Genomic DNA, 20,711 nt, shown 5'->3' on the forward strand with positions numbered 1-20,711 from the left:
TCGGCAATCCAAATCCAAGACATCACAAAAATTTACTGCTTATGCTTACCACTCTTTGGCCTCATAGTTTAAGTCTTCAAATAACCGAGCCTTCTCTTTTTTGGATAAATACCGCCATTGTCCAATAGGAAGCGTCCCTAAGTTAATATTCATGATTCGGGTTCTTTGCAATCGGTAAACGTTGTATCCCAAGGCTTCGCACATGCGGCGGATTTGCCGATTCAGCCCTTGGGTTAAGATAATTTTAAAGTCATATTTTGATAGTTGCTCTACTTTACAAGGCAGCGTGACCGTATCCAATATTTTGACGCCTTCCGACATATTCTTCAAGAATTCAGGCGTAATGGGGCGGTCAACGGAAACAACATATTCCTTCTCATGCTGATTCTCGGAACGCAGAATTTCATTGACAATGTCCCCATCATTCGTAAGCAGGATCAGGCCCTCAGAATCTTTATCCAAGCGCCCGATATGAAAGACCCGGAACGAATGATTGACCAGATCCACAATGTTCCCCTTTACCCCTTTTTCTGTCGTGCAGGTAATGCCCACTGGTTTATTTAAAGCAATATAAACATTGTTCCGCGCTACAAAAATCTGGTTTCCATTTACGCGCACGTCATCCCCTGGCTCTACTTGCATGCCTACTGTTGCCCGTTTCCCATTGACGGTAACGCGTCCTTCGGTAATTAATTTATCGGCCCCTCGTCTGGAGGTTGTTCCCGCTTCACTGATATATTGATTGATACGCATACTGACACTTCCTTAATTGGAGGATTATTCTCACTACATACTATACTTGATACCGGGCGTAAATCAAGACACTCTGTAAGAGAAATACGGTTAATATGTGCACTTCTATCATGAAGGAGTTCAAATTTTTGAAATTAATCCAGTTGATTCCCGTGGCTCACTTGATCATTAATCAAGGACCACAGAAAATTCTGCGTGGTAGAGTGGTAATGGGTACCTCTTCAGCAATGCCCATGGTCTCAAAACGGGTGTTTTTGATTCAAACATGATTCATCCCTCTTTCTTTTTTAGTTTTAGGCAAAAAGAAAAGGCCAAGATCCGCGTTTGGGGTCTTGGCCTTCTTATTTGTCTGGTTTTTCATGGATATAATCAGTTTTGTTTCCAGCAGAGTTTTAAATTGCCTTCAGTTTGGCTAGTTTAGCGGAAAGCAGAATAGTATTCCAATCCCTGAATCGCTTTTCAGTCAACACATTCTGGAATGCGGTGAGATTTTGATACTTGGTTTCTCTTATCCTCCACATACACCTAAGCACTTTTAACTAATTCTGTATCATTATTCTATGTCATTTATTCAAGAAATCTGGCCAGAAACGTTATCTAATACCTCTTCTAATCGATACTCATCGCCGCATACATACCAGTTCGTACAGCGCCGCCCACTTTTCCGACATTATTGCAGTCACCAATGATCCGTGTCTTGTTGTGATACTTTTCGTCAATTGCTCTTGCAACTGCGGTATTCGGAACCATACCGAAGGACGCTACAACCGTCGTTCCTTCGATAAACACTTCTGTACCGTCTTTTTTCATCGCGTTGACGCCGTTTGGCAGGATCTCAAGCACCTTGTGTCCTGTACAGATTGTCACACCGTTGTTAATCATCATTGGAATCAAGGAAGCTTTATTTATAAAGTGATCACCGATTGCAACTTCATCCAGCATTTCGACAACGGTGACTTTTTTCCCTTTCATAGCCGTTTCAATTGCCGAATCGCATGCGGATAAACCGCCGCCACAATAGATGATATGGTCGCCTACCAATCTGTTTTCATCCAGATGAGCCTGAAGGATATCAACTGTGTTCTCAATCCCTTTGATGTTCACTTTCACTGGTACCGCTCCCGTCGCAACAAAGATTTCATCCGCCTCAGCAAGCACAGATGAATCTGCGGTAACCATTGTATTTAATTCCACTTTAACATTCAGAATTTCCAGCTGATGTATGTACCAAGTCACTAATTCTCTAAGTTGGCTTTTGAATGAAGGTGTCGCCGCACTTCTCAACTGGCCTCCAAGACTTTTCGCTGCTTCGAAAAGCGTAACGTCATGTCCGATCAAAGCCGCTGTGCGTGCCGCTTCCATACCGCCTGGGCCACCGCCGACAATAACTACTTTCTTAGGATCAGTGGTCTTAACCAGCTCGAAGCGCTTTTCAAATCCCGTAGCCGGATTGACGGCACAGCTGATTTTGGTCAGACGGTTGAGAATCCTTCCGATACATTCTTCATTACAACGGATACATGGACGTACTTCGGCTCTCTTGTCTTTCATCAGTTTCTTCGCCATGTGAGGTTCTGCAATCAGCGGACGTCCCATCAGAACGAAATCCGCATGTCCCGCCTCAATCAGAGCCAGCCCGGTTTCCGGTGTATGGTTACCAGCATTTAAGATTGGTTTGCTTGTTACTTTTCTTGTCGGTTCACAAATCTCAGACATACAAGCATCCCCCAGATATGCCGGTGGGAAGATATAATCAATATTTTCATAGCTGCCGGTATCAATATCAAAGGCATCAACGCCAGCATCTTCCAGATATTTTAATAACGGAAGTGTTTCTTCAAGTGTTCTGCCACCTTCAAAATTATGTTTCATTGCCATTCTGAAAATAATCGGCATATCTGGACCGATGGCTGAGCGGATCGACTGAACGATTTCCACCGCAAAGCGCATACGTTTTTCCTGACTTCCGCCGTATTCGTCTTCTCTTTTATTCCAGATAGCACTCATGAACTGGTCAACGAGATATCCTGCATGGGCGTGAACTTCAATCGCATCAAACCCCGCATCTTTCAGCAGTTTAGCTGAATATGTGAATTGCTTCATAATTGTCTTAATTTCTTCCACTGTTAAAGCGCGGCAGATTAAGTCAGGATTGAACATGGACGGAATGGGTGATGCCGATACTGGTGGTTCGCCGTACATATTGGCAAACGCATTTTTGCCGGTACCACAGCTCAACTGGGCAACAATTTTCGTTCCGTAACGTTGAACCGCTTCACACAGTGTCGTCAGCTGTGGAATAACAAACGTTGAGTCCAGATAACCTTCAAGGGAACCCTGGGCCAGTTCCTGAGTCAGGAACTGGCATCCCATGATGATCATCCCTGTACCGCCTTTTGCCCTTTCTTCAAAGTAATCGATTTCATCTGTATCGATAGTACCGTCCTTATGTCCGGCATTCAGCCCCATCGGTGCCATGGCAATACGGTTTTTCACTTCCATTTTCCCAATTTTAAATGGGGTAAACAAGTTCTCAAAATTCATTTTACTTCCTCCCAAATCATTGATGTGGTATTGAAATTGCTTAGATAGTAATTGTGCTTTTCTTCACAATTCAATGATATCACAAATCTTACTACTCCTACATCGTGCAGAAAAATAGAAAAAAAGCCGCGGACCTTGTCGCGATTGCACAAGGGTCTACAGCTTATCCGTATATTCAAGAATTTTATAAGATAAAAAGATTTTCATCGCTATTTCATCGTCGTCCAGGCACTCCCCAATAAGCTCCCGTATCTTGGCCATCCTGTACGATAGCGTATTTCGGTGTATGAAAAGACGCTCCGCGGTTGCGATGAGATTTTTCATATTAGATACATAGGCATAAACAGTCTTCAGATACTCTGTTCTATGCTGTCGGTCATAACTTTTCAGCTTCAGTACCGTCGGATGACAAAAATCCAACACATCATGATGTCCCCCAGCAAGCTGAATCATATGATAAATTCCATAATCTTCATAAAGATACACGTTTTCTTCCTTCCCTACCTTTTTCCCCAGGGAAATGGCAGTCACCGCCTGATCATAGTGTTGCCTCAGCTCCAAAATATCATTAAATTCCTGACTGATCCCGGCTTTCAAGGTATTCTTCTTCAGAAAAGCGTCAAATGCACTCAGCTCCTGCTCGTTAAGATAAACACCTTCCCCACACCCCAGAATCAATACCAGTTTATTCTCAAAAATAACGGCTTCTTCCCCCGCTAAGAGCTTTTTCAATGTCTCACTAATATACGGGATGATAGAAAACGTGTCTTCATAGGAATTATACTCAATAGACAGCACATACATTTTGTAAGGCATCCGCCATTTGATATATTTAATCCGCTCCAGAATATTTTCTTTCCCCTGATGATTGCCATTCAGCAAATCCAGGATCAGATTTTCCAACATGACTTTTCTCGAGTTAAAATACTGAGGATTTTTCTGCATCTCAGAAGAAATCAGATCACAGATGAACGATACAACTTCCAAATCTTTTTCCGTAAAGGGACGTTTGTGTTCAAGGACCGCTAGGTTACCCACAATGGCATCCCCTATCATAACAGTAGCAAAGATCCTGTTTATCCTGCTGCTTTCTCCAAGGTTACCGATTACCGGACCTTTTGACCGAGAAGATTTTTCAACCAAGGGTTTAAAATCATATTTAACCGTATATTCATAAGTGCAATAGCCTTTGTTCCGATACTCGTTCCAGGCATTGTCCTCCACATCGTCACACCTGGAACAGGCCAAAAGTCGGTGCTTATTATCTCCCAGCATCACGGGATTCCCCAACAATTCACTGGCAATCTCCATAATATACTTCAGGCCTCTGCCCTGAACGATTGAGTTGAGTAGGGCCGCTGAACTCTGGACAAATGCCAGGGAATTCGACAGAATTTCCTGAACCCGGTTAAAAAGCACACTTAAGGACACTTCCGGCAGAAGACACCAGTTTCCACTTTTGGAATCCTTAAGCTTTCCCTTTAAAATCGACGTCTCATCATATGTACAAATCAAAAGAAAATTACTGTTCTCTGTTAGATTGTCCATATCCAATTGATTGGCATAGCCGATATATAGAAGTTCTTTTTCCCAGCGCTGTTGATTGTCAATCAGGCGTGCTGATGTAATTTTTTGTTCCCTATCGAAAAATGCCGTTACGAAATGCTCCCGATTTTCAAGCTTTTCTATAATCTGTTCAAATTTAAGACTCATTACGGTTCCTCCATAGCTCAGTAGAAATATTATAAACCATTTTCTGTCGAAACGCTTTCAATATTTTCATCACGCCCTTTCCCTTTCCTAATCCTTCCAAGCGTCAGACTAGGTTGAGAGTCTCCATTACACGAATTCTGTATTATAATCATAGTATTGGAACCGTTCTCCATCCCAAACAGCAACGCATGTCAACGAATGAGAAAGAAGGAATCCGATATGTCCAGCAATTTTCAGCCCGACGAAACCGAACAGTATGGCGCTTACTCGAAGTATGTCCATTCATTGAACCAAATTTTCACACCTACCGATAACATGAATGGCTTTGATATTCGCCCGGGGTTTTATGAAAGCTTCGGTTCAGTCATGATGCCTGAAGGAGTCAGCTTCACCGTCTATTCCAACAATGCCACCTCAATCAAACTGGCCCTCTTTAAGAAGGGTGCTCAGGAACCATACGCCCTCATTCCCTTCCCGGAAAAATACCGTATCGGGAATGTCCACTCCATGTTTGTTTTCGGTTTGGACATTCGCCAATTTGAATATGCTTACTTGGTGGACGGTCCTTACAGTCCCGAAGAAGGCTTGATTTTCGACGGCAGCAAGTATCTCTTGGATCCCTACGCCAAAGTAGTAGCCGGGGAAAGTTTCGATCCGGGCAACGAGAAACGGGAAACGCACTATCTGGGGAGAGTCTACGCAAGTAATTTCGATTGGGGAAACCAGACTTCCCCCGTAATCCCGATGAACGAAATGATCATTTACGAAATGCATGTCCGCGGTTTCACAAATTCCCCTTCTTCCGGCGTCCATTTACCAGGAACGTTCGCCGGTTTAGCAGACAAAATCCCTTACTTGAAGGAATTGGGGATCAACACGGTTGAATTGATGCCCATTTTTGAATTTGATGAAATTCATGACATCACAGTCGCCAAAGAAAAAGGGTTGGAGGACTATTGGGGCTACAATACTGTCGGCTTTTTTTCGCCGCATTCAGACTATGCCTCCGAGGCAGAGCACAATAGGCAAGGAGACGAGCTGAAGGACCTGATCAGAAAACTGCACGAGAACGACATAGAAGTCATTTTGGATGTCGTTTTCAATCACACTGCAGAAGGCAACGAGGAAGGTCCGTTCCTTTCCTTCAAAGGGCTCGACAATTCCGTTTATTACATGCTCATGCCCGATGGAAAATACTTCAACTTCAGCGGTTGCGGCAACACCTTCAACTGCAATCATCCCATCGTCCAGAACTTCATCCTGGATTGCCTGCGTTACTGGGTGACGGAATATCGGGTGGATGGTTTCCGTTTTGATCTGGCCTCCATTTTGGGGAGGGACGAAAACGGGAACCCTTTGACTCACCCGCCTTTGCTCAATAATCTGGCCTGTGACCCCATTTTGGCGAATGTGAAGTTGATTGCCGAAGCCTGGGATGCAGGCGGCCTCTACCAGGTCGGCAAATTTTCCTACTCCAAGCGCTGGTCGGAATGGAACGGGCAATATCGGGATGACGTCCGCCGTTTCCTGAAAGGCGATGCCGGGTTGGCCCACACCGTAGCCGAGCGAATTGCAGGTTCCCATGATTTATACAACCCAGACCTTCGGGGACATAATGCCTCAGTGAATTTCATCACGTGCCATGACGGCTTTACGCTGCATGACTTGTTTGCCTATAACCAAAAACACAACGAAGCCAACGGTTGGGCGAATACGGATGGGGAGGACTACAACAACAGTTGGAACTGCGGGTTCGAAGGCGAAACGGAAGACGCCGCCATCCAATCCTTGCGAAAGCGGATGGTGCGAAATGCGTGCACCGTACTGCTGGCCAGCCAAGGGACCCCCTTATTGCTTGCCGGTGATGAAGTCGGCCGCACACAAGGCGGCAACAACAATGCCTATTGTCAAGACAATGAAGTCTCCTGGTTTGACTGGCATCTGCTTGAAGGGAATCGGGATTTGTTCGAGTTCTTCAAAAAAATGATCCATTTGCGGAAAGAACATCCTGTCCTGCGCGACAGCACCCTGCCCGCCGCCTGTGGTTTGCCCGACTCCAGCATCCACGGACATGAGCCCTGGTACCTGGACCCTTCGCCAGAAGTACGTTATGTCGGCATCATGTTGGCCGGTCGGAATACAGAACATGACCAAGACGAAATCGCCTATCTCGGCATCAACTCCCATTGGATGGAACAGCCCATCCGTCTACCGGATTTGCCGGATGGGCTGTGCTGGAAATTGGCGGTCGACACCAGTTTGCCTGCAGGAGAGGATTGCACAACACAAGTGGAACAAATGCGGAAAATCGGAACGGAAATGACGCTGCAGCCGCGGACGGTCATCCTTTTGTTTGCCGAAAAAGCTTACGGATAAAGCCCGTGCTTTCCGCCAAGCGGAATCCCTTTTTCGCTGAATGCCACCATCGAAACTATCACTGACAGCATAAGATTTCTTGGTCTCTTTCGTTTGGCTCTCAATTCACATTTTGGAGAGTAGTCCAGTTGATTTCCGCAACTCACATGATCATCAATCAGGGACCATAGAAAAAGCTGAATAGTTATTGGTACCTCTTCAGCAATATTCTTGGTCACAAAACGACTGTTTTTCTATTAGAACAAGATTTTGATTCAGGCAAAAAGAAAAGGCCGAGATCCGGATATGGAATCTTGGTCTTCTTATTTGTCTGATGGTTCATGGATATGATATATATTTATAAAGCGCTTTATAAACAACCAGAAGTTTATGTTATAATTAAAATTATTATAGCTATTTTCACTAGTGTTGCATTAAAAAATATACAAACTAAATTTTAGACAAAAACAAAAAGTCCTTTACAATGGTTGGTAAGATGACTTATCCAAGACCACTATAAAGGACCCTAACTATGGATAAGCATAAAAGAAAAACTTCATTTTGTAAATGGATTGAACCTGTCTCTTTTGAAAATTTACCATGTACCCTTCAAGAAAAAATTGGACAGACCGATGCCTATGTCAAGAAACTCTATTTCAATCGATTCCTCAAGCTGATGCTCAATGCAGTCTCAAGCCAACAAACAGAAGAGAAATGGTAAACTTCCAAAAGCTTTTATCGTAGATTCGACGACAATCTCTCTGAATAAAACGCGGTACCCTTGGGCAGAGTTTCGAACCACCAAATCAGGTGTGAAAGTACACCTCCGTCTCGCTTATATAGGGAAAGGCGATGCCTATCCAGATAGTGCAGTCATCACGAACGCTTCCGTTCATGATGTCAATCAACTGGAAATCGTAGTTGACGAGAGGTTGGCCACCTATATCTTTGACCGAGGCTATCTGGACTTTGAGCTGTTCGATAAATTTTCTCATGACGGATTCTTCTTTATATCCCGCATCAGGAAAAATAGTCTTGTAAAGGTAAGGGAGGAATACGAAGTCCCTTCGGGAGGAACTATTTTTCAAGACCAGATGGTCGTACTGGGTGGTAAGAATGGATACTTGACAGATCCCTATCGATTGGTGGAAGTAATGGACACGCAAGAGAATCTGCTACGTATCATTACCAATCAGTTCGATCTGCCTTCAGAGGAAATCGGTCAAATGTATCGTGCTCGCTGGGAAATTGAACTGTTTTTCAAGCAGTTGAAGCAACACACGACCATCAAAAAATTCTTCAGTCGTAATGAGGATGGCCTGAAAAACCAAGTCTACCTTGCTTTGATTTCGCAGCTTCTCACCTATTTGGTCAAGCTAGAAACACAATCTGTTCTTTCCAGTCTGACAATCCAGCGCTATCTATTTGCTTCCCTATGGGAAGATAGCGAACTTGGGGAGACAAGGATTAGGGGGAAACCGACCGGATCAGACTGACCAGACGCTTACCACCAGCAGAGGAAATAAATATAAATTAACATAGTGCATCATTATTACAATCTGGAGAAAGTCATCTTTCTGCGTGAGCATAAGAATTTTTTTTGTTTTTTTTCAGAACAAAGTTAAATGATGCCATACAAATATTTATGCAACACTAGTGATAAAAAACGCCATATTATCTGATACGAAGGCCAGAAAATATAGCGTTTATGATGTCTCTTATATTTTGTAATGGTCAGATGCCGCATTTCCTCAGCTAGTACGAGCTAGATCAGATAAAACGGGTTCTGACAGTGTCAGCGTCAAAAAGGTCACACCTAATGGATTCCATTCAATTTTAATAAGAAACGTTGAAAACGCAACTTCTGCATTCATTTCTCATTAATGCTTCACTGCGTTGCGGCTTAACAGAAAGGCCCGGAAAGCCGATTCGCCGGCATTCGTTATCAGCATTTCTGCATTGGCGATGGCCTCAGCCAACTGCATCGGTTTATTGACGATATCCAAAATCAGATCGATACCTGTTTCATAGATAGGCCCGAGATCGTCCCCGCTACTCCCGACAATTGCAATCACTGGCAGATTGTACTTCTTCGCCATTCGCGCAATGCCGACCGGTGCTTTCCCGTATAGGGATTGTGCGTCGATTCTGCCTTCGCCTGTGATGACTAAATCAGCATCCCGAAAGTGGGTTTCGATATCCAAAATCGATAACACTTTCTCAATGCCGCTGTAGCTTTCGGCATCGCAAAATACCATCAGCCCAGCACCCAATCCGCCGGCCGCCCCTGCACCAGGTTTATCGATGATGTCGATGCCTAATTGTGATTGGATTGCTTCTCCGTAGTGCAACAACGAAGCCTCCAATTTCTTTACATCTTCCTTCGATGCGCCTTTTTGGGGACCATAGATATAGGAAGCACCCTTCTCACCGCAAAGCGGATTAGTCACATCAGACAAAACGGTGATCTTCACATCCTTCAGACGGGTATCGATTTCGCTGACATCGATCGTCTCAATATTCCCCAAGCCAGTTGCTCCAAGCGGTATCTCATTTCCGTCTGCATCCTTAAAAGATACACCCAAGGCTTGCGCCATTCCGACCCCGCCATCATTCGTGGCGCTTCCGCCGATGCCGATATAGATCTCCTTGACACCGCAATCCAGCGCTGAGCGGATCAATTCACCGGTCCCGTAGGTTGTCGCTTTATAGATATCATCTTTTTCAACATCGACTAAAGCAAGTCCTGATGCTTCGGCCATCTCAAGAACCGCAACGTTGTCATGGATGATGCCGAATTTCGCCTTTATCTTGTTCCCCTGCGGTGCCGTCACATCGACATATCTGTACGTCCCTTTACAACCGATCACCAGCGCATCAACGGTGCCTTCGCCGCCATCAGCAACCGGCACTTTGACGATAGTTACTGATCGGCTCACTTTATTGATGCCGCGTTCGATGTATTCTTCCACTTCAATCGTGGAGGCACTCCCTTTAAAGGAGTCTGCCGCTATGACCACTTTAATGTCCTTATCCATCGTCCTATGCTACTCAAAACATGAGAAAATATCCATATCGAGATATTTTTTTGGATATTTTTTTTGAGTAGGCTCCCCTTTCTTCATTTCTTTAGTTTTCGGGTAAGCTTTCACTTTTTATCATTTAGACGCAACGCTTCCAACTTTAGTGTTCGCGGTTGTTTCACCGGTTACAGCCAAACTGTAATTTTTCACTTTATCCATGTTTGTTATAACAACAACCATCGCGTTGTCTTTTTCGGATTCCTTTAGCTGCTCTAAATCAACTTTAGCAATTAATGTATCCGGCATTAATTCTTGACCTTCTTTTACAAAAATATCAAAAGGTTTGCCGTTCAACTTCACCGTATCTAAGCCCATGTGCAACAACAATTCCAATCCGTTATCCAATTGAATGCCGATTGCATGTTTCGTGGGAAAGATATTTAATACCTTCCCGTTTACAGGGGAATAAATATTTCCATCGGTTGGCACAACAGCAAATCCATCACCCATCATTTTTTGCGAAAAAACAGGATCTGAGACCTCTATGATAGGGATTACTGTCCCATTAACCGGTGAATATAAAGTTACCTCTCCAGCAAGTTGTGCATCTCTTTTTTTATCTTTTTTTAAAAAGCCAAACATACTATCGCCTCTTTCTCAGTTTTGTTTGTCCTTCGCTTATTCTTACAGATTTTTGTATCCTGGAGTGGATGCAATCAATTGCATTGATCCGGACAGCACCCACGCTCCCACAGGTGAAGGCAAAATGAAATGATCGCCTTTTTTCAAAGCATACACTTTATCGGATACCGTAATATTGCCAGCCCCTTCGATGACACTGACTAGTGTATAGGCGGCATCTTTAGAGAACGTCATCTTGGAATGGATATCCCATTTGTAGACGGTGAAATACTCACTTTCAATGAAGGTCGTTACTGTATTGTCGGCTTCTGCCTTGACTTTAAAACGATTGACGGGATCCTTATGTGGAATCGCGGAAACGGCAATGGACTGTTCAATATGGAGGTCACGTTCATTACCTGCTTCATCCTTACGGCCGTAGTCATAGACGCGGTAAGTGGTATTGCTGCTCTGTTGGGTTTCCAAAATCATGATGCCTGCACCGATTGCATGGATTGTTCCGCTCGGCACAAAGAAGAAATCGCCAGCATTCACTTTCACGCGGCGCAATAAATCCTGCCATTTCCCCTCTTCAATCAGCTTCCTAAATTCCTCTTTCGTCAAGGCGTTGTGCCCAAAAACGATTTCGGAATCTTCATCAGCATCGATGATATACCAACATTCCGTTTTGCCCAATTCGCCTTCATGCTCCAGACCATAACTGTCATCGGGATGCACTTGGACAGAGAGGTCTTCGGTGGCATCGATGATTTTTGTCAGCAATGGGAACACCTCAGATGAAGGGTTACCGAATAATTCCGGATGCTTTTCGTAAAGAGCATCCAATGGGAAGCCTGCATACTCGCCGTTTGCGACGCTGCCGACACCATCCGGATGCGCACTGATTGCCCAACATTCCCCCGTGTGCTCAGAGGGAATCTCATAACCGTAAATATCGTGTAATTTGGTTCCACCCCAGATTTTTTCCTGTAGTTTTGGTCGCATGAATAATGGTTCTTGCATCTCTCTCCTCCTAATATATTTTGAATGGATCTGTTACATTTTGACGAATAGAGAACATTAGAGTGAAGGCACAGAATATTCTGTGCCTTCACCTTTAGTGTCTTATTCTATTTTATTTGCTCTCAGTTCATATATATAGTTGTCCACGATATTTCGGATTTTGGTGATTCTTCCGCCGTAAACTACATGAATAGTGTTGGCATCTGGTCTGACGATACCATTCGGTTGAGTCTTCTTGATGAGGTCTTCTTTGATGAGGTTTCCATCCTTGACCTCAACTCTGAGTCTAGTGATGCAGTTGTCCACATCCACGATATTGTCAAGACCACCAAGACCTTCTAAAATATTCACTGCAGTAGCTCTATCCTGATCTGAAACGCTCACGAATGCTGAAGTTTCTTCCTCCTCGCTGAAGTCGGAATCTCTTCTCCCTAGAGTCATGACGTTGAATTTAGTAATGATGAAGGTGAAAGCGAAATAGTACATGGCGAAGAATATAGGTCCAGCGATAAGATAAAGATACCACTTGGTTTGACCACCTTGGAGTACACCAAAGACGAACCAGTCAATGATTCCGCCTTGGATGTTTCCTATAGCTGCTCCAAACATGGCTGGAACAAGGAATGCCAGACCTGCAAAAATGGCATTAACGACCCAAAGGATAGGTGAGATGAAGATGAAAGTGAACTCGATAGGTTCTGTGATACCTGTAAGGATTGCTGCAGTGACACCGGCCAAGAAGAACTTGAGTACTTTATCCCTCTTCTCAGGAAGTGCTGTACGGTACATAGCCAGAACTACAGCAGGCATACCGAATACCATGTGTAGAATCTTACCTTGTGCCAAAAACGCTGTGGCATTTTTTGAGAATTCCAATTGGTTGTCTAGTTGATAAAGGTATATCTGAAGTGCTCCCACCAAAGTTTGTCCGTCAATATTCTCAACCCCACCAAGGGCTGTGAATCGGAAGGTTTGGTTTAAGATATGGTGAAGCCCTGTAGGATTGATGATTTTCTCTGTGAAACCGTAGAGGAATACCCCAAAGAGTCCGCTCTCACTGATGAGTTTGCCCATCATGATGATGACGTTGTTCACCAACGGCCATATGAAAGTCAAAACGATACCTACCACTACCATGACAAGAGCTGTGATAATCGGTACGAATCTCTGACCGCTGAAGAATGTCAGTGATGCATGAAGCTCAGTCTCACGGTACTTATTGTGCAGATACACAGCCATCAGTCCGGCGATGATACCACCAATAACATTGGTGTTGTAAACAAAAATCCCTAGAACGTTTGTAAACAAAGCGTTTTGCAGAGTGGCATCAACTTGGCTCAGGCCACCTGTTTCCATCAGATACGCTACAGAAGTTGTGTCGACTGTATTTCCTTGGACCGAGAGAACGTAGCTCATACCAATCAGCATGGCTATGTATCCCACTGTTCCTGCGTAGACAGCCACACCCTTATCTCTCTTGACCATCCCTAATGGAATGGACATTGCAAAGAGTAGCGGCAACTGTCCAAAGGGAAGTCCAGCAAGCTTTCTAATCAGACCCAGTACCGTCTGCAACCCCGTATTCCCTAGAAAGGGAAGGGTTGCGATGATATTTTGGTTCTGAAGAGCTGCTGCCAGCCCCAGGAAGATTGCCATGAAAGACAATAGACTGATCGGGAAAAGCAATGATTTCCCGAAACTTTGGAAGTTTTTCTTAAAATTTGACATGATTACTCACTCCTTAATTAAATGGATTTTACTTTTTATCAACAATCATGTTAAGAATCTCCTGAGGTTTTAGAGTGGCAATCTCCATGGATTCCAATCTGTTTTCCATGGCATCAGCTCTGTAGGTTTTTTCAGGAAGTTTTATGACCAGTGTTTCTCCTGTGGGGTTGAATATCCGTAGAAAGATTTCATTTTCTGCTTCGGTTAGCTTCACCGCCGAGACGACCGCTTGTCCCAGATCAAGGGTAAGATTCCCCTTAGAAATCACAAGTTCCTCTCGTGCATTGAGATTGAATCTGTTGAATTCTTTTCTCTGGTATCCCATAATAGGGCTCAGGTATTTCTTCGCTTCCTTGCCCAAATTCAATTCCGTCTTGTGGAAGGAGAAGGCGACGTGGAAGGTAAATGTTTTACCCATAAGTTCATTGTCAGGCGTCTCTATCTCTATGCCTGAGGGTCTTCCTGGTCTGTTGACCAATTCCCTCTTCCCAAGATGGGAGAAGCTTCTAAGGAGAGTAAGATGGATTTCATCCTCCAACACCTCATATTCCTTCAGCCCATAGGTATAAAGTACGGCCTCACCACGCTCTTCTTTCAAACTCACATAGCTCTGACAGGTTTCTATGCTCACGGGCTTCTCCACCCAGTTTTCCTCTTCCCATACGGAGAGTTCTTCTGCAAGATACACGAGTTTCTTCTGTTCCGACAGATAGCCATCCACCGATACCTCGTCGGACACTATCCCTGTCTTCATGACTAATCTGTACCTACTGTCTTTTGCTAGGTTGACATGATTAATTTCGGCATGGACCTTAGGATCATTATCGAACATTCTGAAGGTTCCTGAGAATACTGCTTCAATGTCATCCGGCCCCTCTTCCCTTTGAGAAAGGTCAGATGGAACTGCCATGGACCAGGTGAAGATCATTTCCTGAATGCCTTTTCCGGATTTCTTTTCTACCTGAAGGATGCCTGCTGTTGAGCTGTTTATGACCCTATCTTTCAGGGGCGGTGAATAGTCATAACTATCTCCCGCATCTCCGCTGTTTTCTATGGACAGGATGTTTTTGTGCAGTTTCCCTGTTACATAATCTTCATAATTTAGGATGTTGTCTGCCACATAAAGTTTTCCCCAGCGATTCTCAATGCCCTTGCCTTCAGCTACTATCAATGCATCGTGGATATGTTCCACTTCAAGGAATTTGAAGTATCTGACGCTTAGACCTTCCATCTGATCCACATGAACCATTACCTTACTTCTGTACACCTTAATATCCAGAAGTCTTGCAGCCACCTGCCTATCAATCAATCCAGCATCTTCCTCGCCCTGAGAAAGCAAAGTGTAGGGCACTTCCTTGTCTTCTTCGTCCAGTATCTTGAATCCTTTGGTCCTTGTAATCATTTCCATCTCCACATATTCATCCTGTCTTCCTTCAGGAAGGGGATTCACAATGACCAATGTGTTGTTATTCGTTCTGTCCGCCATGGTCAATAATCTCAAGTGAAGCTCTATCTGTGTATCAATCATTTCCTTGGCACAGAGTAACCTTTGCTTTATATCCTGATTTACCTTGTCTGAGTTACACCCTCCGATACTGTCATGGGCATGGGCCCCGAAGAGAAGCTTCAAGATGGCTTCTACGACGCCATGAGGATAAGATATGCCCGCATCTTCTCCTATGACCGCAAGCGGTTCAAGGACATTATAGAGATTGTACTCGATTTCTGAGTTCAGAAGCTTGATGTCCATCCTAGTTGAACCGATGGTCCTATGTATTCTGGCGTGTCTACTGTGGGTGAGTTCCCCATTGACAACCTCTAGGCTATCCTTGTCCAGAGAATCAACATAGCTCTCAAAATCTGATATGGAAATGCTGTCATCAGGATAAATTTCCCTCATATTCTCCATGACTGTTTCGATGTTGGACTGGATAGGCATCTGATCATGGCCGTTCATGATGAGTCTGGCATCTCCTGCAGAGTACTTGTCCAGGACCGGCATGATTTTATTCATTCTATCTTCAAGTTCATCTATGTTCTCTTCCAGATATTTGGCTCCCTGATAGCCCGCAGCAAGATTCACTCCAACTATTTTAGTGCCATCGATGCCCTCCCAAAGGAAGTCTGATTTTTTAGCTTTCAGTTCACTGAAACCTCTCCAGAAGAAGGTTGATTCAATACCAAACTGATTATATATCTGTGGCATTTGGCTGGCGTGGCCGAAGGTATCAGGGGCATAGCCGACCTTCATGGGCTCGCCGAACTCCGAGGCCCTTTTTATGCCATAGTACAGGTTTCTATAGATGGATTCTCCATGAACCAAAAGAAGATCTGTCTGAGTATACCAAGGACCGACTCTGAGACTCCCCTTACCCACTAGGTTTCTCAGTCTTTCCTCTGCTTTCGGTTCCAATTCCAGGTAATCATCTATCATAACGCTCTGTCCATCTAGGATATATATGGCATCTGGATGCTTCTCCAGATATGACATGACCTCCTCCATATGGTTTCTTAGGAGCACCTTCGTTTCGTCTTTAGTGAAGTACCATTCCCGGTCCCAATGTGTGTGCATGATTATCTTAATATCTCTTTTCATATTTACCTCCAAGTAAACTTTTTTGTTCATAGGTTCATTATAGCGGTTACATTTCTGCATAGGTTCCAATATGTTGGATAATTATCCAAATTGATTTTATATTAAAACATACAAAAAAATCCTCCTAAGCTCTGAATATTGGTTGGCCAACCCAATATTCAGAGCTTAGTGAGGATCTTTTACACAACCACTATCAGCTTTTCAGAACGGATGCCTTCTGTTGTTCTATTCGTCCTTATATTTTTCTTTAAGATGGTCAATGACTTCGTTGACCATCAGGATCATATGAAGCTGCTGTTCCCTTGAGATACCTTGCATCTTATCCACCGGCACATCATGAAGAAAGCAGACAGAGCTGGTTTTCATGAGGGATGAATCTTTCTTGGTTATGCTTACTACCTTCATTCCTATCCTTACTGCATCTTTTGCTACTTGAATACACCTTTGTGTTTCCCCAGAACTGGATAAAATGATCAGTGTATAGTCCTGAAACTTCCTTAGCATCTGCATCTCTTCTACCAGCATGGCTGGAATACCAAGATACAGAAGCTGCCTCTGGAGATATAGGGCAGAAATGTGAGAACTACCTAGCCCAAAGAGCATAACTTTCCTTCTGCCTTGGTAGAGTTCCTCTGCTAACTTCACTCCACTATCGAAATCAATTTTCCCCAATATATACTCTGTTTTTGAACTATGCCGTTCAACGGATGAATTCATGTTGGAAAGATCGTCTATGATGGCATACTTCAGTTCACTGAATCCTTTGAACCCCAATAGTTTACAAGCTCGATTCAGCGTTGCTTGGGAGGTGAAGCTTTCTTCGGAAACCTTAACAGCCGTGTAATTCGGGATACTTTTAAAGTTTATTTCCAGATAATCCAAGACGGCGGCCTCACTTTTACTCACTTGACGCTCGAAGTTTCTCTCTTTTAATTGATGTATCACTCTGTATTTCAAGTTGTTCTCCTCCTGAAATATGGGTGGGCTTTAATTTTAGTATTTTTTGCATTCTCCCACCTGTTTCTATATAATTTCTGCTTAATAATTTTCAAAACCTATCGTGGCCATGTTTTTCGATGTTCTTTGGGGTAATAGATGCAAGAAACTGGTAATTCTCAGAGGAGTGGCACTTATAATCCGCAATTCAGAAAAGTTTTTTGCGAAAAAAATTTAATGTATTAAGAGGATACATGCCCTTGCCAATACGTAGATTTCTACACGTACACAAACAAAAACATCATTTATGATATGCATGCCCATGGATAATCCTAAACGCTCGATAGATCTGTTCGACTAGCACGAGGCGCATGAGTTGGTGCGGGTAGGTGAGTTTGCCGAAAGAGATGTGCTGGTTGGCGCGGGACAGGACGGCTTGGCTGAGGCCGAGCGAGCCGCCGATGATGAAGACGATGTCGCTTTTACCAGCGGTGCCGAGTTTGTCGATTTCGTTGGCGAATTCGACCGAATCGTACTGCTTGCCCTGGATTGCCATCGCGAAGACATAGCTCTGTTCCGGGATTTTTGCGAGGATCTTTTCGCCCTCTTTGTCCTTGATGATTTCCATTTCCTTATCGCTCAGGTTCTCGGGCGCCTTTTCATCCCCGACTTCAATGATCTGCAGTTTGCAGTAGCTGCCGAGCCGCTTCGTGTATTCGGCGATGCCCTCCTTCAGGTATTTTTCCTTCAATTTACCGACTGTGATGATTTTTATGTTCATTGCTATTCGCTCCTTTTTCTATTCATCTACTATCCTATGGGAACAGGTGCGATTTCGCAACCGTCTTTTTCTTTGACAGTTTTTTGACGGAAATATTTCACCAATCCAAAGACTATTCTTTTATTAACCAATTTTGTTGTTCACTCTTATTATAATAGGAAGAAAAGTACAATTTCCCTCTGAAAAAGGCGTGAAAACCAGTTGCTTTTTTCCGCAAATGATTTAAGATACTCTTATGCTTTTGAGTTGCTTTATCATGCAGTAGGATTATAATGTAAGGAATAAATTCTATTCGCGTGCTATTTGAGAGGAGAATTTGAGCCATTGTGTTAAAGAAATTTTCGAGTTGGTCTGTATCGCAAAAGATTGCCACGAGCTTTGCTTTTGTCATTTTTACCGGATCGATTCTGTTGACGCTGCCGATCAGTCAGCTGCCGACTTCGAATGCAACCTATTTCGACAACCTGTTCACATCAATATCGATGGTGTGTGTGACCGGCCTGTTCACCGAATCTGTCCATGATTCCTACACCATCTTCGGTCAGGTCGTCGGGATCATCCTGATGCAGATAGGCGGCTTGGGCTTGATGACCTTGATTGCTTCCGTCATCACCCGTTTAAGGGGCCGCATAGGGCTCCGCAACCGCCTGGCCGTCCAGGAAGGGATCAACCGCGGTGATGCCCGAGGATTCAGGGAATACCTATCGGATATCCTGAAATATACAGCCGTTTTTGAAGGCCTCGGATTCATCCTGCTGTCTTTCCGATTTGTTCCGGAAATGGGTTGGCCGATGGGTTTGTTCACCTCCCTGTTCTTGGCAGTCTCCGCGTTCTGTAACGCCGGCTTCGATACGTTAGGTAACGTCAGTCTAGTCGATTACGTTCATGACCCATTGGTGAATTTCACCATCACTTCGCTGATCATCTTGGGCGGGATCGGTTTCTCGGTCTGGTTCGATGTATCAAAAAGTGTGAAATGTTATTTGGGCAAGAAGTGCAGACCCAGCATACGGGTATTTTTCCGTACGCTATCCTTGCACAGCCGCTTGGCGATCAGTGTTTCCCTCGCGATTATCCTTATCGGCCTAATATTTTTCGTTGCGGTTGAATACAACAATGACAATTCGATCGGAACCTTCACCTTCCCGCAAAAACTCATGGCCGGCTATTTCCAGACCGTCACCATGCGGACGGCCGGATTTGCGACCATCGACTTTACGCTGGTCTACCCTTTCACACTCTTCTGGTTTGTGCTCACTATGTTTATCGGGGGCTCTCCAGGAGGTACCGCGGGCGGTCTGAAAACGACGACATTCGCGATCATCCTGCTTACGCTATTCAACGAATTGCGCGGACAGAGCAATGTGAACGTCTCAAATCATACAATCAGTCGCCAGCAGGTCCGTCAAGCTTTCGTGATCTTTATGGCCCTTTTGGCAACACTCATCATCGGTACCAGTCTGTTGAGCATCCTGAATCCGGAAGTGGATTTCATTTTCATCCTATTTGAGGCAGTATCAGCAATCGCGACAGTTGGTGTCAGCGCCAATTTGACGCCTACGTTAGGGGAACTGAGTCAAGCCGTTATCATGGTTCTGATGTTCGCCGGTCGTATTGGCCCGATCACTATGTTGGACAGCTTAGTCAGACGTACACAGAAAGTGCAAGATGTTGAATTTTCTAAAGGAACTATCCTGATCGGATAATAGCAAAGAGGAGCGTATCTAAATATGAGTAAATTGGTTGGAATTTTGGGGCTTGGTATTTTCGGCTCGACGATCGCAAAAACGTTGAGCGAATTCGATGCGGATGTTATCGCCGTCGACAAGGATCCTGAGAACGTAAACCGTCTGGAACCATTCATCACAAAAGGAATCATCGGGGATGTAACAGATTTGGCCTTGTTGGAATCGATCGGACTCTCCGACTGCGATACGGTCGTGATCGCCACCGGTACGGTATTGGAAGCCAGCGTGCTGGCCGTCATGAACTGCAAAAAATTAGGCATCAAGCATATCATCGCAAAAGCCAAAAATAAAAACTACCGTGAAGTTTTGGAGGCGATTGGCGCCGATACGGTCATCCTGCCTGAAAAAGAAACCGGGATGCGCGTAGCCAAAAACATCCTGCGCACAAACATTGAAGATGTGGTGAACCTGGATGCCCAGACTTCCATCATCGAATTCTATCCTCCCGCCAAATGGGTAGGCAAAACTCTCGGCGATTTGGACCTGCGCAACAAATACGACATCAACATCATCGGTCTCCGCAAACACCGCGGCGAACACCTGAACGTATCCTTCTCAGGCGATTATATTGTGGACAAAGACATCGTGCTTGTCGGCATCACCGAATCAGATGTTTTTGAACGTTACGACTATTTGAACCAACTGACTTAATCTATACATGTTGGAGTCGCCTCCTAGAGGCGGCTCTTTTTTGTTCTATTTGTGGCGGAGATGCACATCGTATGCGCCGCGGGGAGCGGCGAAGGTCTGGCGATGTTACCGGGGACGGCGGAGCGGGCGGTTGTCCGATTCTTTCCGGTTATCGGACAACCTTCTTTATAAATTCGACCTGCTTGTCCGATTCTTTCCGGTTATCGGACAACTCCGCCCTGATACTGCTCCGAGTTTTA

Annotated in this window: 15 protein-coding genes; 5 read left to right on the forward strand and 10 right to left on the reverse strand. The window is 44.4% G+C overall.

From position 1 onward, the window contains the following. Positions 1-45: 45 nt before the first annotated feature. The 3 genes from rluF to C8U37_RS11615 all read right to left on the reverse strand — a co-directional run bounded on the left by rluF (position 46) and on the right by C8U37_RS11615 (position 5,010). Positions 46-753 carry a 23S rRNA pseudouridine(2604) synthase RluF gene (gene rluF / locus C8U37_RS11605; RefSeq protein WP_108033386.1) on the reverse strand — a complete coding sequence of 236 codons (708 nt, stop codon included), beginning with the start codon at positions 751-753 and terminating at the stop codon, positions 46-48. A 609-nt stretch (positions 754-1,362) separates the two neighbouring features. Continuing rightward, positions 1,363-3,297 (reverse strand): oxidoreductase, encoded by a 1,935-nt coding sequence (locus C8U37_RS11610; protein ID WP_108033387.1) that lies wholly within the window; start codon positions 3,295-3,297, stop codon positions 1,363-1,365. Between the two features lie 156 nt (positions 3,298-3,453). Further along, positions 3,454-5,010 carry a PucR family transcriptional regulator gene (locus C8U37_RS11615; RefSeq protein WP_108033388.1) on the reverse strand — a complete coding sequence of 519 codons (1,557 nt, stop codon included), beginning with the start codon at positions 5,008-5,010 and terminating at the stop codon, positions 3,454-3,456. Between the two features lie 219 nt (positions 5,011-5,229). Between C8U37_RS11615 and glgX the strand changes: the two genes are divergently transcribed. The 3 genes from glgX (at position 5,230) to C8U37_RS11630 (ending at position 8,861) form a co-directional block, all read left to right on the forward strand. Then, on the forward strand, positions 5,230-7,386 hold the full coding sequence (glgX, locus tag C8U37_RS11620; protein WP_211306224.1) for a glycogen debranching protein GlgX: 2,157 nt from the start codon (positions 5,230-5,232) through the stop codon (positions 7,384-7,386). A 511-nt stretch (positions 7,387-7,897) separates the two neighbouring features. Continuing rightward, positions 7,898-8,086 carry a hypothetical protein gene (locus C8U37_RS14505; protein ID WP_170100276.1) on the forward strand — a complete coding sequence of 63 codons (189 nt, stop codon included), beginning with the start codon at positions 7,898-7,900 and terminating at the stop codon, positions 8,084-8,086. Further along, complete coding sequence (locus C8U37_RS11630) at positions 8,049-8,861, forward strand: IS4 family transposase (RefSeq protein WP_108033391.1); 813 nt, start codon at positions 8,049-8,051, stop codon at positions 8,859-8,861. Before C8U37_RS14505 ends, C8U37_RS11630 begins: the two co-directional genes overlap by 38 nt. Positions 8,862-9,245: 384 nt before the next feature. Here the strand turns inward: C8U37_RS11630 and C8U37_RS11635 are convergent, their stop codons facing one another. From C8U37_RS11635 to rlmH, 7 genes are all read right to left on the reverse strand, one after another. Further along, positions 9,246-10,403 (reverse strand): glycerate kinase, encoded by a 1,158-nt coding sequence (locus C8U37_RS11635; RefSeq protein WP_108033392.1) that lies wholly within the window; start codon positions 10,401-10,403, stop codon positions 9,246-9,248. Between the two features lie 120 nt (positions 10,404-10,523). Continuing rightward, positions 10,524-11,030: a PTS sugar transporter subunit IIA gene (locus C8U37_RS11640; RefSeq protein WP_108033393.1), complete on the reverse strand. Its 507-nt coding sequence runs from the start codon at positions 11,028-11,030 to the stop codon at positions 10,524-10,526. 42 nt (positions 11,031-11,072) lie between these two features. Then, positions 11,073-12,032, reverse strand: a complete 960-nt coding sequence (manA, locus tag C8U37_RS11645) for a mannose-6-phosphate isomerase, class I (RefSeq protein WP_108033394.1) — start codon at positions 12,030-12,032, stop codon at positions 11,073-11,075. 102 nt (positions 12,033-12,134) lie between these two features. After that, positions 12,135-13,760 (reverse strand): PTS transporter subunit EIIC, encoded by a 1,626-nt coding sequence (locus C8U37_RS11650; protein ID WP_108033395.1) that lies wholly within the window; start codon positions 13,758-13,760, stop codon positions 12,135-12,137. 28 nt (positions 13,761-13,788) lie between these two features. Beyond that, a complete protein-coding gene (locus C8U37_RS11655) occupies positions 13,789-16,356 on the reverse strand; it encodes a glycoside hydrolase family 38 N-terminal domain-containing protein (protein ID WP_170100279.1) in 2,568 nt (855 codons plus the stop codon). Positions 16,357-16,581: 225 nt separating this feature from the next. Next, positions 16,582-17,313 carry a MurR/RpiR family transcriptional regulator gene (locus C8U37_RS11660; protein ID WP_108033397.1) on the reverse strand — a complete coding sequence of 244 codons (732 nt, stop codon included), beginning with the start codon at positions 17,311-17,313 and terminating at the stop codon, positions 16,582-16,584. Positions 17,314-17,593: 280 nt separating this feature from the next. After that, positions 17,594-18,073 carry a 23S rRNA (pseudouridine(1915)-N(3))-methyltransferase RlmH gene (gene rlmH / locus C8U37_RS11665; RefSeq protein ID WP_108033398.1) on the reverse strand — a complete coding sequence of 160 codons (480 nt, stop codon included), beginning with the start codon at positions 18,071-18,073 and terminating at the stop codon, positions 17,594-17,596. A 326-nt stretch (positions 18,074-18,399) separates the two neighbouring features. Between rlmH and C8U37_RS11670 the strand changes: the two genes are divergently transcribed. Both C8U37_RS11670 and C8U37_RS11675 read left to right on the forward strand, forming a co-directional pair. Then, a complete protein-coding gene (locus C8U37_RS11670; protein ID WP_108033399.1) occupies positions 18,400-19,779 on the forward strand; it encodes a TrkH family potassium uptake protein in 1,380 nt (459 codons plus the stop codon). A 24-nt stretch (positions 19,780-19,803) separates the two neighbouring features. Then, on the forward strand, positions 19,804-20,472 hold the full coding sequence (locus tag C8U37_RS11675; protein WP_108033400.1) for a potassium channel family protein: 669 nt from the start codon (positions 19,804-19,806) through the stop codon (positions 20,470-20,472). Positions 20,473-20,711: the final 239 nt, after the last annotated feature.

The organism is Trichococcus patagoniensis (assembly GCF_003051085.1).
In the GTDB taxonomy this organism is placed as follows: Bacteria; Bacillota; Bacilli; order Lactobacillales; family Aerococcaceae; genus Trichococcus; species Trichococcus patagoniensis.

Bases quoted from the DNA above. Each gene is read 5' to 3' on its own strand.
- rluF (WP_108033386.1), bottom strand. From the start codon at position 753: ATGCGTATCAATCAATATATCAGTGAAGCGGGAACAACCTCCAGACGA.
- C8U37_RS11610 (WP_108033387.1), bottom strand. From the start codon at position 3,297: ATGAATTTTGAGAACTTGTTTACCCCATTTAAAATTGGGAAAATGGAA.
- C8U37_RS11615 (WP_108033388.1), bottom strand. From the start codon at position 5,010: ATGAGTCTTAAATTTGAACAGATTATAGAAAAGCTTGAAAATCGGGAG.
- glgX (WP_211306224.1), top strand. From the start codon at position 5,230: ATGTCCAGCAATTTTCAGCCCGACGAAACCGAACAGTATGGCGCTTAC.
- C8U37_RS14505 (WP_170100276.1), top strand. From the start codon at position 7,898: ATGGATAAGCATAAAAGAAAAACTTCATTTTGTAAATGGATTGAACCT.
- C8U37_RS11630 (WP_108033391.1), top strand. From the start codon at position 8,049: ATGCAGTCTCAAGCCAACAAACAGAAGAGAAATGGTAAACTTCCAAAA.
- C8U37_RS11635 (WP_108033392.1), bottom strand. From the start codon at position 10,403: ATGGATAAGGACATTAAAGTGGTCATAGCGGCAGACTCCTTTAAAGGG.
- C8U37_RS11640 (WP_108033393.1), bottom strand. From the start codon at position 11,030: ATGTTTGGCTTTTTAAAAAAAGATAAAAAAAGAGATGCACAACTTGCT.
- manA (WP_108033394.1), bottom strand. From the start codon at position 12,032: ATGCAAGAACCATTATTCATGCGACCAAAACTACAGGAAAAAATCTGG.
- C8U37_RS11650 (WP_108033395.1), bottom strand. From the start codon at position 13,760: ATGTCAAATTTTAAGAAAAACTTCCAAAGTTTCGGGAAATCATTGCTT.
- C8U37_RS11655 (WP_170100279.1), bottom strand. From the start codon at position 16,356: ATGAAAAGAGATATTAAGATAATCATGCACACACATTGGGACCGGGAA.
- rlmH (WP_108033398.1), bottom strand. From the start codon at position 18,073: ATGAACATAAAAATCATCACAGTCGGTAAATTGAAGGAAAAATACCTG.
- C8U37_RS11675 (WP_108033400.1), top strand. From the start codon at position 19,804: ATGAGTAAATTGGTTGGAATTTTGGGGCTTGGTATTTTCGGCTCGACG.